This is a genomic window from Paenibacillus sp. B01, assembly GCF_009649995.1.
In the GTDB taxonomy this organism is placed as follows: domain Bacteria; phylum Bacillota; class Bacilli; order Paenibacillales; family Paenibacillaceae; genus Paenibacillus_O; species Paenibacillus_O pasadenensis.
Genome location: NZ_CP045802.1, coordinates 5,199,401 through 5,214,132, shown reverse-complemented (window position 1 = coordinate 5,214,132; position 14,732 = coordinate 5,199,401). Strand labels below are relative to the sequence as shown.

Genomic DNA, 14,732 nt, shown 5'->3' with positions numbered 1-14,732 from the left:
TGCCAAGGCGTGCCCGCCTGCATGCCAAGGCGCGCCCCGCCTGCGTGCCAAGGCGCGCCCGACTACGGGACGTTCGGCAGGGCTCCGCTTCTACACCTGTCCCGTCCTACATACGATACGAAAGGAGAGCAAGCGGGGGAGGTGGAGCGGATGGTCATCGATTGCGCCATCATCGGCGGCGGCCCGGCGGGCTTGGCGGCGGCGCTCGTGCTGGGCAGGGCCCGCCGCTCGGCGCTCGTCGTCGATGACGCCCGTCCGCGCAATGCGGTCACGGCAGCGGGGCACGGCTATCCGACGAGGGACGGCGTTCCGCCCGGAGAGCTGCGGCGGCTGGCCCGGGAGGAGCTGGCGGCCTATCCGGGCATCCGGCTGCGCTCGGGCAAGGTCGCGGCGATCGAGGGCCGGGCGGGCAGGTTCCGGGTGCATCTGGAAGGGGGCGGCGGCTTCGAGGCGCGGACCGTGCTGCTGGCGGCCGGGCTCAAGGAGCAGCTGCCCGACATTCCGGGCCTGCGCGAGCTTTACGGGACATCGCTCTTCAACTGCCCGTACTGCGACGGATGGGAGCTGCGGGATGCGTCGCTGGTGGCGATTTCGACGGGCGGGAATCTTTTTCAACAGGCGAAGCAATTGCTCGTCTGGTCGCGCGATCTGCTCGTCTGCACGCACGGCCGCGGACAGCTCAGTCCGCAGCAGCAGCAGGCGCTGGAGGCGCGCGGGGCGCGCGTCGCCCGCGCGCCGATCGCCGCTCTCGAAGGGAGCGGCGGCAAGCTGCATGCCGTGCGCTTCGCGGACGGCAGCCGGATCGCGCGCAGCGGCGGCTTCGTCACGCCGGACGCGATGCTCGGCACGCCGCTCGGCGCGATGCTCGGCTGCGCGCATGACGCGCATGGCGTGCTGCTCGTCGACGGCTTCGGCCGCACGAGCGTGCCGGGCGTCTACGCCGCGGGCGATACCGCCGGCATGTCGCCGTCGCAGGTCGTCGGCGCCGCCGCGAGCGGCAACCGCGCGGCTTTCTCCATCGGCGGCGACTTGGCCGAAGCGGACTTCGGCCCGGCGTGACGGACGCCGCTCGCCGCGCGGGCACTAGGAAGCGCCCGAGCTGCGGGATGGCTCCTCCGTAGTGGCAATTTTTTGCACTAGGAAGCGCTGCAGCAGCGGATGGCTCTCCTTATTGGCCATTTAGGAAACGCCGCAGCCCGTGGCGGCTCTCCGTCGTGCCGATCTTGGCACTAGGAAGCGCCGCCGCCCGGCACTGGGGCGGCTCAATAAAAAGGCTGTCTCGCCGAGAACGCTCGGGAGACAGCCTCTTTTCCTTTTTCTACCCGTTCAGCACCTGTCCGCCGTTGATGTGGATCATCTGGCCCGACACGTACGACGAGTCGCTGCTGGCCAGGTACACATAGGCCGGGGCGAGCTCATGCGGCTGGCCGGCGCGCTTCATCGGCGTGTCGCCGCCGAACTCGGACACATGCTGCTCGTCGAACGTCGACGGGATGAGCGGCGTCCAGATCGGTCCCGGCGCGACGCCGTTGACGCGGATGCCGCGCTCCACGAGATGGTTGGACAGCGCGCGCGTGAAGCTGACGATCGCGCCCTTGGTGGACGAGTAGTCGATCAGCTGCGGGTTGCCCTCGTAGGCGGTGACGGAGGCGGTGTTGACGATGGAGCTGCCCGGCTTCAGATGGGGGAGCGCCGCCTTGGTCAGATGGAACATCGAGAAGATGTTCGTGCGGAACGTCTTTTCCAGCTGCTCGGCCGTAATGTCCTCGAACTTCGGCTGCGGATGCTGCTCCGCCGCGTTGTTCACGAGCACGTCCAGGCCGCCGAGCGCCTCGACGGTCCTGCTCACCGCTTCCTTGGCGAACGCCTCGTCGCCGATATCGCCCGCCAGCAGCAGGCAGGAGCGGCCGGCCGCCTCGATTTCCTTTTTCGTCTGCTCCGCGTCCGCATCCTCGCTCAGGTAGACGATCGCGACGTCGGCGCCTTCCTTGGCGAAGGCGATCGCCGCCGCGCGCCCGATGCCGCTGTCGCCGCCGGTGATGAGCGCCTTTTTGCCTTCGAGCTTGCCGGACCCGCGATAATCGGGCGCCGCGTAGACGGGGAGCGGATTCATCTCCGACTCGATGCCGGGCTGCTTGTCCTGATGCTGCGGGGGGAACGTCTTCACGGTTTCGGTTGGGCTGGACATGGGATACCTCCTTGGGGGTATAGTGGGATAGGATAAATGTACCCCGATGCCGCCCGGATCAACCGAAAGATCGAGCTCCGGGCCGGCGGAAAGGCAAGGAGGAAACCGCATGAATACGCAAGCGATCGAAATGATCGAGCCGGAGGCGGCAGCAGGCTTCGCGGCCGAGATCGTGACGCCGGACACGGCCGCCGAGGCGTCGGAGCTGCTCGTCGGCATCGCGCGCTGGCTGCGCGGCAACGGATCCAGGCAATGGTCCGGACTGCTGGATGGAGAGGACAGCCACGGCCTGGACGAGGCCGTCCGCCGCGGAGAAGCCATCCTTTTCCGCGACGGGATGGACGGTCCCGGACGGGAGAAGGGCCGGCCCGCCGGCCTCGTGCTGCTGCTGCGGCAGCCGGGCGCTTGGGACCGCGAGCTGTGGGGCGAGCAGGGGCATGAGCCTTATGTCTACCTGCACCGGCTGGCGGTCGCGAGAGCTTATGCCGGCAGCGGGCTTGGACGGGCGATCCTGCGCTGGGCGCGGGAACAGGCGGTCCATCCCGGCAAAAAGGCGATCCGCCTCGACTGCATCGCCGGCAATCCGAAGCTGGAGGCGCTGTACGCGTCCGCCGGCTACTCGCGGCTCGGGACGAGCCCGAACGGCTTCTGCCTGTTCGAGCAGGCGCTGCCCGAGGCGCAGGAGCGGCGGCCGAGCCGGTAATCCGCTCCGCTTGAAGGCCATCGCAGCGTCAAGCAGCAGCGGATGAAAATCGCAGCGCTGTCGGCCGGCTCGAACAAGCAGAAAAAGCCTCCTTTTCCCCCTGATCGAGAGGAAAAAGAAGGCCAGGCACGTCGTCAGCCCTGCCCCGGAGCATGCGAAGCGCGCAGCGTCAGCACCGCCTCGATCTCGCCGCCGGGCGGCACCTGCACGAGCTCCTCGCGGCGATCGAGCTCGCCGGACAGCGCCATCCACGGCTCGACGCAGACGAACGGCTTGCCCGGCACGCTCCACAGCACGACGTACTTGAACGCCTCGCTGTAGGCGAGCGTCACGGTGATGCCGCTGTCGAGCGGGAAGGAGATCTCCGGCCGCCTAGCGTCGAGCAGCGCGGCCGATTCCTGCATCAGACCGAGGTCGAGGCGGCCTTCGTACGGCTTGACCTGGCCGTCGTTGTAGTCGAGGTAGCGGGTCGCGTCGGTCGCGAACGGGATGTCCTTGGCCGAGGTGGCGAAGTACGGGTGGAAGCCCGGATACATCGGCATGGCGCGGTCCGAAAGGTTCCGGTACTGCTGGCGGATCGTCAGCTCGCCGTCCTTGAGCGCATAGGCGAACCGCAGCTCGAAGTCGAACGGGAACGCCGCGCGCGTCCGCTCGCTGCTGCGCAGCACCAGCGTCGCGGAGGCGGCGCCGTCCTCGGACGTCTCCGCGACCTGCCACGCCTCGGTCCGCGCGACGCCATGCTGCTTCATCGCATAGGGCTTCCCTTCCCACTCGTATTCGCCGCCGGCGACCGGGCCGCTGATCGGGAACAGCACCGGGTTGCCTCCCCGGATGTTGGCGGACGGATCGAGGAAGGTGGCTTCGTCCAAATAGAACAGCTCGTAGCCGTTCAGCCGGCATTCCAGGGCAATGCCCCCGCGCTCGGGACAGAGCAGCACCCGCGAGCGGGTGGAAGCCTCCGACAGCTCGACCATTTCATAGGCTTCTTTATACATTCTCGCTTGATGACGGGATGACACTCGAGTTCAGCTCCTTGTTTCGATGACTTGAAAAGTTTCCAGATTGCGGTATGCTAGCGGTAATGGCGGTTTTGCCTAAAACCTAACGGATCGCTACTCCAATCAGCCCGAAAGGGCTCGCGAGGTGAACCCCGACGTATGCGCCGTCCTGCCGTCCGGATGATGTCGGTCGCCCTCGTTTCCTTCCTGCTGCCTCTCGGGATGTTCCTTGCCCTTCGGGAGAGCGGAGGATTCGACCCGCGCCTGCATGCTCCCATTATTCATTTCTATATTGTCAGCGGCGTCTCCTTCTTGGCGCTGCTGCTTGCCGCTGCCCTCGGCTATGCCGGGATGCGGCTGCGGAATTTCGGCATCGCGTTCCTGTCGCTCGCCTACGTTTCGATGACGGGGCTGCTCATGCTGCACGGGCTGGCGACGCCGGGGTTCCTGATGGACCACAACAGCGTTCAAGGCGTGTCCAGCCAGCTCGGCATCCTGGCCGCCGCAGGCTGGATCTGGCTGTCGTCGCTGCCCGCCGCCAGACGGATGGTGCTGCGGCTGGGCAACGCTTCCCGCTGGCTCGCGCCGGCGTATACGCTGCTGCTGCTCGCTTTTCTCGTCTTCTCGCTCCAGGGCCCGCATACGATGCACGACTGGGCGCTCGACCTGCAAGGCTCTCGGCCCGCGCTGACCGGACTGGTGCTGGCGCTGCTCGCCCACGCCGCCTGGAGCTACGCCCGGAACTACCGCAGCGCCCGCATGCCGCTGCAGCTCGGCATCCTGTACGGCTGCGGCTTGCTCGCTGCCGGGCAAGTCGTCATGGTGTCGGGAGAGCCTTGGCGGCTCAGCTGGTGGCTCTACCATGTGCTGCTGCTGCTCTCGCTCGTCTCGGTCGCCTGGGGGCTCGGCCGGCAGCTGGCTGGCAGCCGCGGCTCGCTGAGCGCCGCGCTGCGAGCGCTGTACCGATCGACGCCGCAGGAGTGGCTGCAGAAGTGCATCTCTCCGAGCGTCGAGGACCTGATCGAGGCGACGGAGCAAAAGGACGGCTATACGGCCGGACACAACTACCGCGTCGCGCTGTACGCGCTCAAGCTCGCGGAAAAGCTGGACCTGGCCCCCGAGCAGCTGCTGGCGATCGGTCAAGGAGCGATCGTGCACGACGTCGGCAAGCTGTACGTGCCGGAAGCGATCCTGAACAAGCCGGCCGCGCTCTCTCCGGAGGAGCGGCAGGTCGTCGAGCTGCATCCGGTGCGGGGCTACGAGCTCTGCCGCAACCTCGGCTTCATGCGGCAGGAGCTGGCCGTTGTCCGCTCTCATCACGAGCGCTGGGACGGCACCGGGTATCCCGACCGGCTGGAGGCCGAGCAGATTCCGCTGACGGCGCGCATCGCGGCGGTCGCCGACGTGTACGACGCGCTCACCTCGCAGCGGGCGTACCGGCGGGCGATGACGCCGGAGCAGGCGCTGGCGTTCATCGGCGCCGAGTCCGGACGCCACTTCGATCCGGCCTGCGTCGCCGCATGGCTGGAGCTGGCGGAGGAGGAGCCGGAGTTTTTCGCCCGCATGACGGAGGAGGACCAGCGGCCCCTGCTCGGCCGCAGCCGTGCGGTTCCCGGCTCCGTTCCTCCCCTCGCCTGAATGGGTAGAGACGCGCCCCTGATCTTCTCTACAAAAAAAGCTGCGCTCCGACGACGGAGCGCAGCTTTTTCGATTGGGGACGGATGGGCTGAGGCGCCGGCTCAGCCGACCTCCAGGTACAGCTTCGTTCCGTCATTGTATTGGAAAATCGCCACGTCGCGGCTCATCTCGACGGAGGCGATCCGCTTCCAGCGCTTGCGGAAATCGAAATTGAGCTCGTATTCCTTGAGCTTGTCGGGCAGCAGCCGAACCGCTTCTTCTTGTCCCGGGGGGTAGAAGACGGGAACGGATCGGTTCTTGTAGGTGATGGACTTCATCATATCGGCGATGCACCCCCTTGGGAAAATAGTTCTTCTTTTCTCTTATTCTACATTAAACGGATTAAAAGAATATGAAAGATTCGGGACATTTTTCAGCTTGCAGCCGTTCGTTATGAGTCTTCTTGCCTATTTCTTCGACAAATTACGCGGAAAATTGAGGTCTATCGCTAGGAAAAAGCCCGGTCCGGCGGCGAGCGGACGATCGGAGTGTTGCAATGCCGGCCAATCCTGTAGAATAGCGGTATTACGGTTACCCAGGAGGCCAAGGTGGCGTTTCTCAAAGTATTCTTCACGAATATCAGCCTGCTCGTCACTATCGCCTATCTGTTCAATCTCGGGTACAAGCTGTTCTTCCATCGCATCCGTCCGGCCGCGCAGCAGGCGGCCGCGGCGCTCGTCTTCGTCGCATCCGGCATCCTGACGATGCTGTTCGGGCTGCAGCTGAGCGACGAGGTGCGGTTCGACCTGAGGCAGGTTCCGCTGCTTCTGGCCGTGCTTGCGTTCCGCTCGCCTTGGGCGGTCGGACTGATCGGCGCCGGCATCGGCGCGGGCCGGCTGCTGTTCGGCATCGCTCCCGCCGCCTGGGCCGGCGTCGGCAACATGCTCATCCTCGGCATCGCAGGCGCGCTGGCCAACGTCTGGTTCCGCAAGCGGCGCCTTTCCTACCCGGTCCGGGCGACGATCACGATTCTAGGCATCAATCTGCTGAACGGCATCAACATTTCATTGTTTGGCGTCATTCCGTTCGAGGTCTACTGGAGCCGCTTCTTCCCGCTGACGTTCCCGCTTTCGGTCCTGCTGAGCGGATTTTTCGTCTATATGATCCGCGATTTCAGCAAGGAGCAGGAGCGGATGAAGGAGCTCGGCGTCAAGAACGACACGCTCCGCCTGCAGACTGAGGAGCTGCAAGCGGCCAAGCACGAGCTCGAGGAGCAGGCAGTCCAGCTCAAGCTCGCGTCCAAGTACAAATCGGAGTTTTTGGCCAATATGTCGCATGAGCTCAAGACGCCGCTCAACAGCATCCTGCTGCTGTCGGAGCTGATCGGCGACAACGAGGACGAGCGGCGGACCGTAGAAGAGCGGAGGCATGGCGCGATGATCCATGCGGCCGGCCGGGAGCTGCTGCAGCAGATCGAGGATATCCTCGATCTGTCCCGGGTGGAGGCCGGCAAGCTGTCGATCCAGATCGAGCCGCTGTCGACGCTGGAGCTGATGCAGTCGCTGCAGCTGCAGTTCGAGCCGCAGGCGCGGCGCAAGGGGCTCCGCTTCGACGTCGAGGTCGACCCGGAGGCTCCGGAGCTGCTGCTGACCGATCCGCTCCGGATCCGCCAGATTCTGCGCAATCTGCTGGCCAACGCGATCAAGTTCACCGATGCGGGCGGAGTCGCCTTGGCGGTGCGCGCGGAGCCGGCGGCCGATCGGACGCCTTGGCTGCGGTTCGACGTCGTGGACAGCGGCATCGGCATCGAGCCGGACAAGCATGAGCTGATCTTCGAGGCGTTCCGCCAGGCGGACGGCGCCGTCACCCGCACTTATGGCGGAACCGGGCTGGGGCTGTCCATCAGCCTGCAGCTGGCGGAGCTGCTCGGAGGGCGGCTGGAGCTGGAAAGCCGCGCAGGCGGAGGGAGCCGCTTCTCGCTCGTGCTGCCGGTCCGCATGAACTAGATTCCGATTGGCCGCGCCGAACGCTTCGATCCGCCTCGTCCTCCGTGGACGCAGGCGCGGCAAGAGGCCGCCTCCGAGAGACGGAGGCGGCCTCTTGCCGCGCCTGTTGCGTTTTTTGAAGCGGGTTTATTTCACGACCAGCACCGGCACCGGGGCATGCTGCGTCACATAATGGCTGACGCTTCCGGTGAACAGCTCCTTGAAGCCGCCTTTGCCGTGGCTGCCGACGACGATCAGGTCGGCGCCGCGCTCCTTCGCGAGTCCGACGACCCGTTTGCCGGGATCGCCGTCGGTAATCATCACTTCAATCGGCATATCGGTCGCGGAGGCGATGATCGTCCGCGCCTCGGCCGCGACGGTCTCGGCTTCGAGCCGCATCGATTCCGCGCCTGCCGGCGGCGACGCGGCTACCGCCTCGCCGATGATGACCGGCGCCGCATTGTACGCATGGACGACCTCGAGCATCGCCTTGAAGGTGGAGGCCAGCTCGATCGCCGAGCGCAGCGCTCGCACCGATTGCTCCGAACCGTCGTAACCAACCAAGATTTTGGAATAGGGCATTGCCATACGCCTCCGATCAGATAGTCTTTCTTTTTCTTTTTACCCCAACAGGATGGCCATCAATCTCGGACAAAAAACCGTCACATTTTCAGGGGCGGCAAACATTCGACAAGCGCTTGACATTATTCGCGTGATTCGGTATTCTATAAAAGTCGCCGCTGACGAAAAGGATTGGACAAGCGCGAGGCGGACGACATGAAAATAGCTTGCTGATGTAGCTCAGCTGGTAGAGCAACGCATTCGTAATGCGTAGGTCGGGGGTTCGAATCCCTTCATCAGCACCATTCACTTTACATGCAAGGATTCATTCCCTTCGCAAAAACGTTGCTTTCGGCCTGTACCGGGAGCGGCGTTTTTTTATTTTGTCTGGAAACGAGCCTCAGCTCTTCGGCGCGGTCGCCCGCTCCAGCCGCTCAAGATAGCCGAGCGCGTGCTCGCGGCTGTCTCCGCACATCTCCGGCTCGGGCAGCAGCTCCGAGCAGACGGCGGGCCGCTCCGGCCGGCCGAAGAGGGCGCAGCGCAGATCAGGCAGCAGCTGCGGACAGGGCATGCCGGCCGGCTTGCCCTGCGGCAGGCCGGGAATCGGCGAGGAGATGGAGGCGGCGATGCAGCATGCGGCGCATCCGTTTCGGCATTGCATAGCGGGTTCCTCCTTGGCATAGAGTAGTTCAAGGCTGGCTCTCTTCCGGAACGCCGGCTGAAGGCCGCGTTTTTGGAAGCGCTTAATCGGGTATTGACGCTAAACCGGTCGAGCAAGTTGCTGCTGCCAGGTCTGATCGGGCGCGTTCCCGGCCATACTGACAGCAGGAAGCCATGAACCGAAGGAGAGATGCGCCATGATACGGAGAGAAGGACAGCTGTGGATCGGCCTGCTCAACGGCTTGGCGCTGGCGCTGCCTTTTTGGGCCGCTTGCGTCGCCTGGCTGGTCGTGCATTTCGGCTGAGAGCGGAGGCTTTTCCGAATCGCTGCCGAGGGGCGGCGCCAGCCCATCCTGCACGACCTCTGTTTCCCGAATTGTTCAGGAGCGCGTACCGGCCCGGCCGGGACGCGCTCCTTTTTGCTGCGCCTGCCGCTAGCGGCGGCGCGCGGCAGGCTCGGGCGCACGCCGCTCGGGAGCGAATACGTCCAGCAGCAGGCCCGCTGCCGCAGGATCGGCGCCTTCCCAGGCGGCGGCGAAGCGGATCCGGTGAGAGACGCCGGCGATGTCGTACGGCCGGGCCAGATGCTGGCGCGGCGAGCCGAGGATCAGCGTATGGAGGCGGACGCCTCTGCGCTGGGCCAGCGTCGCCAGCCGCTCGCGGTACGGGGGCGTCACCTCGCCGACGCCGTCGGTGAGCAGGACGAAGTCGGCGGCGGCGAAGCCGCGCGCGCCTTGCACGAGCTCGATGCCGCGCGCGATCGGCGCGTCGAAGTTCGTGCCGCCGCCGTAGGCGAGCCGCGAGAGCTCGTAGAATTTATCCCAGTCGGGGCGCTGATGATGCAGGCGATGCTCCAGCACCTCGCCCTTGGCGCCGAACAGCAGCAGCGTGAAGTCGCGCCGCTCGCCGAGCGTGAAGGCGGCGAACGCCGCCGTGAACGCCTGCGCGAGCCGGAGCTTGGCCCCGCGCATCGAGTGGGAGGTGTCGACCATGCAGATGACCGGTCCGCGCTGCGGCTCCTCCTCGCGTCCCTCGGGCGCGTAGGTGAGCAGCTTGCGGTCGAGCCAGCGCATGAGGAAGTACGGCTCGTAGTCGGGGTCGGCGAGCAGGCTCGCTTCGGACGGCAGCATGCGGGCGATGTCGCCCGACAGCTCGAGGCCGCCGCGCGCCTCGGGAGCGCGGCGGGACGCGGCCTGCTTGCGCGCGGCCTTGAACGCATGCAGCTGGCGTCCGACCTCTTCGAGGAAGGCGAGCAGCTCCTTGTGGCCGCGCAGCCGCTCGACCCACAGGGCGTACTGCTCGTACGTCTGGCGGCGGAGCCGGCCGAGCTCGCTGCCCCAGCGCCGGTTCGCCAGCCGCTGGCTCGCCTGCAGCAGCGCATGGATGCCGCCGCTGTCCGCCTCCTCGCGGCTCAGCGAGCCGCGCAGCGAATCGGCCAGCCAGCCGCCGAGCTCGTCCTCGAGCCGCTGCATCGCCGCCGCCTCCCGGGCGGTGACGCGCGCGAGCCGCCGCTCCTGCTGGCCGAGCTCCTGCTCGGCCTTGGCGAGCTTGGCGCGATGCTTGTCGCGGCGCACGAAGTCGGTGCGCATCGCCTCGCGCAGCTCCTCGACGCGGCGGCGCAGCGCGGCCAGCTCCTCGAGGTCGAGCGGCCGCGCGTCCAACGTGCGCTGCTTGTCCTCGGCGGCGGTTTTGCCCTGCTGCAGCCGATAGCCGACGAGCTGCAGCTGCTGCAGCTGCTTGTCCGTCAGCCGCTCGCGCAGCTCTCCGGACGCCTCCTCGCCCCCGGAGCCCTTTTCCTGCGGGCCGGCGCCGGCGATCGGCCGTTTTTCGCGCTCGCGCTTGCGGGCTTCCTCCTCATACGATTCCGTCAGCCACATGAGCGCCTTGAGCGCGGTCTTGAACGAAGCGTTGACCTCGTGCACGGTGCGCGGATGGATCTCGCGGTAGTAGTGCTGGCGGCGCAGGGCGGCCAGCATCCAGCGATGGAACGGATCGCCGCCGGCCGGATGCTCGAAGGCGGGATCGGGCAGGTAGAAGCTCATGAAGAAGTCGGCGAACAGCTCCAGGTCGAACCACGGCACCTGCCGCTCGGCTTCCCGCATCCACTCGCGCGCGGTGCGGGAGGAGCGGACGAAGCCGTCGAACTGGTAGCGGTCGACGCGCGCGCAGCGGATGAGCATGCGGATTCCTCCTTGTCGGTCGGACGGTCGGGCGGTCGGGCAGGCGGCAGGCGGACCGGCGTTCGGTCGCGCACGCGGACGGTCGGTACACGGGCGGTCGGGCAGACGGGCGGTCGGTACACGAGCGGTCGGGCGGTCGGGCAGGCGGGCCGGCATGGCGCGCTGCAGCGCGGGCCCACGCGCTACAGCGTATAGTCGTAGGCGATGCCCGGGATGTCCTTGTCGAACAGGCTGCGGTAAAGGCCCTGCACCTGCTGCAGCAGCTTCTCGCCCTGGATGCGCAGCCGCGTAAAGCGGACGGCGTATTCGTCCGCATGGAGGACGAACACCGACTGCGCGGCGATCCATTCGGGGAGCTGCTTCTCCCGCTCCTGCCAAGCGGTCAGCCGGCCCTGCAGCGAGCGGGCGGCGTCCTCGAGCTCGGCGCGGGCTTCGTCCAGCTGGCCCTTGAGCCGCTCCGACTGGCCCGCGCCGAGCGAGCCGCCGACCTCCTTGCGGAACTGGAAGCCGCTCAGCTCGTCCTCCTTGTCCAGCCAGCGGCGCAGCGTCTCGCGGTAGGACGGGAGCGGCAGCTCCTTTTCCAGCTCCTTGGCGAGCAGCTCCTGCCAGGCTTCCGCGAACAGGCCGCGCAGCTCCTCCAGGTCCTCGGGAAAGTCCCACAGCAGATGCGGCGTCAGCACCGTATCCCAGACGCTGACCTCGTCGCGGCCGTGGATCGCCGCGCTGACCTGCCAGGTGCGGCCGATGCGGCGCCAGCGGCGGTCGGAGAGCACGTATTCCTTTTCCTCGAGCAGCGTCTTGAGCCGGAACAGCAGGACGAGCACCGGCTCCGGCAGGCGCGCCTCGCGGGCGCGCTCCTGCACCTGCTTCAGCACGGCGGGATCGAGCAGCGCCGGCGGTGGGCTGTCGGGAGCCTGGAACATGCGCTCGAAGCTCGCGATCTGCTGCAGGTAGCGCGTCTCGTAGCGGAACAGGAAGCGGTCGTACAGCGCGGCCAGCCCTTCCTGCTCCTCGGGCAGCTCGTTGGAGGCGGCGATCAGCGTCAGCAGCGGCACCGGCTGCGCCTCCGCGCCGTTGTGGAAGCGGCGCTCGTTGAGCAGCGTGAGCAGGGAGTTCAGGATGGCGCTGCTCGCCTTGAAGATCTCGTCGAGGAAGGCGACCTCCGCGTCCGGCAGGTATCCCCGCGTCTGGCGGATGTAGCGGTCCTGCTTGAGCTGCTGGAGCGACACGGGGCCGAACAGCTCGTCCGGCGAGGTGAAGCGGGTCAGCAGGTAGTCGAAGCTGCGGCTCGTGCCGAGCAGCGCGGCGGCGGCGCGGGCGAGCTGCGATTTGGCGGAGCCGGGAGGCCCGACGAGCAGCAGGCTTTCGCCGCTCATCATGGCCAGCAGCAGGACGCGGATCAGCTCCTCGCGTTCCTGGAAGCGGTTCTCCAGATGGTGCATCGCTTCGCGCAGCTTGTTGGTCAAGGCGATCGTTGAGGTCATGGCGGCGGAAGGCCTCCTTCACGGCGATGTTTCCGCGCATATGCGGTGCTTCCATTGTACCAAACCGCCGGGCTCCGCACGAATGGGCCGGGGGAAGGGGAGCGGCGCCGCCGCGAAGCGCTTGATCCGCGCGCTGCCGTCGCCGCCCGGTCCGCACAATGGGCGCGGCGCCGCAGCTGCCGGTTCATGGACGATCGCCGATGTGATAAGCTGGAGGAAGCATCAATTACGCCGGCCTGGAGCCGGCACGGAGGGGGAAGCCGCATGAGAATCGGACTCGTGTCCGACACGCATCTGAGCGGGGCAGCGGCAAAGCTGCCGGATGAGCTCGTGCGGGGCCTGCAGGGAGTCGAGCTGATCCTGCACGCGGGAGACTGGACGCATGAGCGGGCGGTCTCGCTGCTGGAGCGGATCGCGCCGGTGGACGGCGTCGCCGGCAACAACGACGGACCGGAGCTGGCGCGGCGCTTCGGCCGCAAGCGGCTGCTGGAGCTGGGCGGCTGCCGGATCGGCATCGTGCACGGCGACATCGGCTGGGGGCGCTGGACGGAGCAAAAGGCGCTTTCCAGCTTCGAGGAGGAGCGGCCCGACCTGATTCTTTTCGGCCACTCGCATACGCCGTACCGCAAGCAGCACGGCCCGTCGCTGCTGTTCAATCCGGGCTCGCCGCTGCAGAAGCGCCGCCAGCCGCGCTATTCGTTCGGCCTGCTCGACATCGAGGGCGGACGGCTGCGCGCGGAGCATGTATATTACGACGATCGGAGCTGAGCGGAGAGGCCGACGGGCGTAAAGCAGGCGAGGAGTCGAGCGGAATATCGGAGGAGAGGGAGCTGGGGAGAGGCGGGCGGGCAGGCACATGCCCGCCCGCCGCGTCATATCCTAGGGAAAGACGCCGGGCATGCAGACCCGCCTCATGGGAGGATTTCCAATGATCATTCCGAATTTTCCGAACGACCTGCTCGAGGAGCATCTGCGCTGGCACCATGCCAACCATGTCAGCGACAACGACAATCCCCCGATCGGCTGGGGCGACCGCTTCCTGAACTTCCACCGCCAGTACATCCGCAAGGTGCTGAGCTGGTATCAATCCCAGGGCTACGACATGAGCCTCGTCCAGCCTTGGACGTCCGTGCCGCAAGGCATCCGCATGAGCCGTTGCTACGACCAGAACGCGGAACGCAGAATTCTGCAGCAGCCGCAATCGTTCGCGACGGCCGACGATCTGGGCCGCTTCATCGAGCGGCTCCATGCCTGCATGCACGACGCCGGCTCCGACGTGCTGAACGAGCCGCTGCTGCAGGATCTCGACACCGCTCCCCGCTCGACGTATTTCTACAACATCCATGGCATGATCGACAACTGGTACTCCAATTGGGAAAGGCTCCAGGGCGGCGGCCAGACGCAGCCGCCCTGGGGCGGGGGCGGGGGAGCGCCGTTTCCGGGAGGCGCCCCCGGTGGCTTTCCGGGCGGATTTCCCGGAGGCTTTCCCGGCATCGGCCCGTTCGGCGGCCGGCCGGGGCTATCCGGCTTCGGCGGCCCTGTGCCGGGGCTGGGGGCGGCGTTCCCGCTCCCTGCCGGCGCCGGCGGAGCGGCCGCTGCGGCGGCCGGCCCGAGCGGCAGCGTGAACGCCGTGCCGGAGAAGCCGGCCGGCGGCCGCTCGCGCAAGGCGGCGGCGGGCGGCGCGCGCAAGGCCGCGAAGGGCGGCGCTCGGCGGCCGGCGCGGGGCTCCGCCCGCAAGGCGGCGCCGGGCTCGGCGCGCAAATCCGCGCGCGCCGGGCGCTCCGGCGCGCTGAAGCCGAAGCGCCGCGGCCGCCGGCGTTGAAGGAGAGGTGCCGGCGGCGGCAGCTGCGCGGCGCTGCGGCCGCCGCGCCGCGCGCAGCGGGCTGGCGTGCCGCGCCGGTCCGGCGCCAATGCGGCAGAAGCCAAACGGAAGGAAGGCGAGCTTGCTCGTCTTTCGTTCCGTTTGGCTTCTTTATGTTGCGGATGGATCGGCCGAATGGGCGGAGTCCGCGGGAACCAAGGCACAAATGTGCCTTGGATTGGCCGAATGGGCGGAGTCCGCGGGAACCAAGGCACAAATGTGCCTTGGATTGGCCGAATGGGCGGAGTCCGCGTCAACCAAGGCACAAATGTGCCTTGGATCGGCCGAATGGGCGGAGTCCGCGGGAACCAAGGCACAAATGTGCCTCCCTCATAATTAAGAGGTTTTCTCACGAATGCTCACTCGTTCGCAGGATTTCACACGATTCTCTTTCGAGACGGTAGGCTTGAAACCGAAGAAGATGGACCGAGAGACGGTTGTGGGCCGCTTTTAGGGCAGGCGGGAACAGAAGTCCGTGAATCACGAACCTCGGCA

Annotated in this window: 13 protein-coding genes and 1 tRNA gene; 7 read left to right on the top strand and 7 right to left on the bottom strand. The window is 66.9% G+C overall.

Going from position 1 to position 14,732, the window contains the following annotated elements:
* Positions 1-150 precede the first annotated feature (150 nt).
* Entirely contained in the window at positions 151-1,059 is a 909-nt protein-coding gene (locus tag GE073_RS22335; RefSeq protein WP_101807664.1) for an NAD(P)/FAD-dependent oxidoreductase, read from the top strand.
* Between the two features lie 259 nt (positions 1,060-1,318).
* Here the strand turns inward: GE073_RS22335 and GE073_RS22330 are convergent, their stop codons facing one another.
* Positions 1,319-2,188 (bottom strand): SDR family oxidoreductase, encoded by an 870-nt coding sequence (locus GE073_RS22330; protein WP_028599054.1) that lies wholly within the window; start codon positions 2,186-2,188, stop codon positions 1,319-1,321.
* A 109-nt stretch (positions 2,189-2,297) separates the two neighbouring features.
* Between GE073_RS22330 and GE073_RS22325 the strand changes: the two genes are divergently transcribed.
* Positions 2,298-2,891: a GNAT family N-acetyltransferase gene (locus GE073_RS22325; protein ID WP_028599055.1), complete on the top strand. Its 594-nt coding sequence runs from the start codon at positions 2,298-2,300 to the stop codon at positions 2,889-2,891.
* Positions 2,892-3,025: 134 nt separating this feature from the next.
* Here GE073_RS22325 and GE073_RS22320 read toward each other — a convergent pair whose 3' ends face one another.
* Positions 3,026-3,910 (bottom strand): aldose epimerase family protein, encoded by an 885-nt coding sequence (locus tag GE073_RS22320; protein WP_028599056.1) that lies wholly within the window; start codon positions 3,908-3,910, stop codon positions 3,026-3,028.
* Positions 3,911-4,048: 138 nt separating this feature from the next.
* On the opposite strand from GE073_RS22320, the gene GE073_RS22315 reads away from it, so the two are divergent.
* Positions 4,049-5,527 (top strand): HD-GYP domain-containing protein, encoded by a 1,479-nt coding sequence (locus GE073_RS22315; RefSeq protein WP_153784406.1) that lies wholly within the window; start codon positions 4,049-4,051, stop codon positions 5,525-5,527.
* Between the two features lie 101 nt (positions 5,528-5,628).
* Here the strand turns inward: GE073_RS22315 and GE073_RS22310 are convergent, their stop codons facing one another.
* Positions 5,629-5,847, bottom strand: coding sequence for a hypothetical protein (locus tag GE073_RS22310; protein ID WP_028599057.1), 219 nt, complete (start codon positions 5,845-5,847; stop codon positions 5,629-5,631).
* Between the two features lie 267 nt (positions 5,848-6,114).
* On the opposite strand from GE073_RS22310, the gene GE073_RS22305 reads away from it, so the two are divergent.
* Positions 6,115-7,512 carry an ATP-binding protein gene (locus tag GE073_RS22305; RefSeq protein ID WP_153784405.1) on the top strand — a complete coding sequence of 466 codons (1,398 nt, stop codon included), beginning with the start codon at positions 6,115-6,117 and terminating at the stop codon, positions 7,510-7,512.
* A gap of 126 nt (positions 7,513-7,638) precedes the next feature.
* On the opposite strand, the gene GE073_RS22300 is transcribed toward GE073_RS22305, so the two are convergent.
* Positions 7,639-8,073, bottom strand: coding sequence for a universal stress protein (locus GE073_RS22300; RefSeq protein WP_194843453.1), 435 nt, complete (start codon positions 8,071-8,073; stop codon positions 7,639-7,641).
* 208 nt (positions 8,074-8,281) lie between these two features.
* Here GE073_RS22300 and GE073_RS22295 point away from each other — a divergent pair.
* Positions 8,282-8,357 (top strand) — tRNA-Thr (locus GE073_RS22295).
* Positions 8,358-8,452: 95 nt separating this feature from the next.
* On the opposite strand, the gene GE073_RS22290 is transcribed toward GE073_RS22295, so the two are convergent.
* The 3 genes from GE073_RS22290 to GE073_RS22280 all read right to left on the bottom strand — a co-directional run bounded on the left by GE073_RS22290 (position 8,453) and on the right by GE073_RS22280 (position 12,376).
* Positions 8,453-8,713, bottom strand: coding sequence for a hypothetical protein (locus GE073_RS22290; protein WP_028599060.1), 261 nt, complete (start codon positions 8,711-8,713; stop codon positions 8,453-8,455).
* A 433-nt stretch (positions 8,714-9,146) separates the two neighbouring features.
* The gene (locus GE073_RS22285; RefSeq protein WP_153784403.1) at positions 9,147-10,892 is read right to left on the bottom strand and encodes a hypothetical protein; all 1,746 of its coding nucleotides are present in this window, start codon (positions 10,890-10,892) and stop codon (positions 9,147-9,149) included.
* A 182-nt stretch (positions 10,893-11,074) separates the two neighbouring features.
* Positions 11,075-12,376, bottom strand: a complete 1,302-nt coding sequence (locus tag GE073_RS22280) for an AAA family ATPase (protein WP_153784402.1) — start codon at positions 12,374-12,376, stop codon at positions 11,075-11,077.
* Between the two features lie 264 nt (positions 12,377-12,640).
* Between GE073_RS22280 and GE073_RS22275 the strand changes: the two genes are divergently transcribed.
* Both GE073_RS22275 and GE073_RS22270 read left to right on the top strand, forming a co-directional pair.
* Complete coding sequence (locus tag GE073_RS22275; RefSeq protein WP_101807668.1) at positions 12,641-13,144, top strand: YfcE family phosphodiesterase; 504 nt, start codon at positions 12,641-12,643, stop codon at positions 13,142-13,144.
* A gap of 160 nt (positions 13,145-13,304) precedes the next feature.
* Positions 13,305-14,198, top strand: coding sequence for a hypothetical protein (locus GE073_RS22270; RefSeq protein WP_153784401.1), 894 nt, complete (start codon positions 13,305-13,307; stop codon positions 14,196-14,198).
* Positions 14,199-14,732: the final 534 nt, after the last annotated feature.

Excerpts from the sequence above, each read along its gene's own strand:
- GE073_RS22275 (WP_101807668.1), top strand. The coding sequence starts at position 12,641 with ATGAGAATCGGACTCGTGTCCGACACGCATCTGAGCGGGGCAGCGGCA.
- GE073_RS22310 (WP_028599057.1), bottom strand. The coding sequence starts at position 5,847 with ATGATGAAGTCCATCACCTACAAGAACCGATCCGTTCCCGTCTTCTAC.
- GE073_RS22325 (WP_028599055.1), top strand. The coding sequence starts at position 2,298 with ATGAATACGCAAGCGATCGAAATGATCGAGCCGGAGGCGGCAGCAGGC.
- GE073_RS22300 (WP_194843453.1), bottom strand. The coding sequence starts at position 8,073 with ATGCCCTATTCCAAAATCTTGGTTGGTTACGACGGTTCGGAGCAATCG.
- GE073_RS22330 (WP_028599054.1), bottom strand. The coding sequence starts at position 2,188 with ATGTCCAGCCCAACCGAAACCGTGAAGACGTTCCCCCCGCAGCATCAG.
- GE073_RS22285 (WP_153784403.1), bottom strand. The coding sequence starts at position 10,892 with ATGCTCATCCGCTGCGCGCGCGTCGACCGCTACCAGTTCGACGGCTTC.
- GE073_RS22270 (WP_153784401.1), top strand. The coding sequence starts at position 13,305 with ATGATCATTCCGAATTTTCCGAACGACCTGCTCGAGGAGCATCTGCGC.
- GE073_RS22290 (WP_028599060.1), bottom strand. The coding sequence starts at position 8,713 with ATGCAATGCCGAAACGGATGCGCCGCATGCTGCATCGCCGCCTCCATC.
- GE073_RS22280 (WP_153784402.1), bottom strand. The coding sequence starts at position 12,376 with ATGACCTCAACGATCGCCTTGACCAACAAGCTGCGCGAAGCGATGCAC.
- GE073_RS22335 (WP_101807664.1), top strand. The coding sequence starts at position 151 with ATGGTCATCGATTGCGCCATCATCGGCGGCGGCCCGGCGGGCTTGGCG.
- GE073_RS22315 (WP_153784406.1), top strand. The coding sequence starts at position 4,049 with ATGCGCCGTCCTGCCGTCCGGATGATGTCGGTCGCCCTCGTTTCCTTC.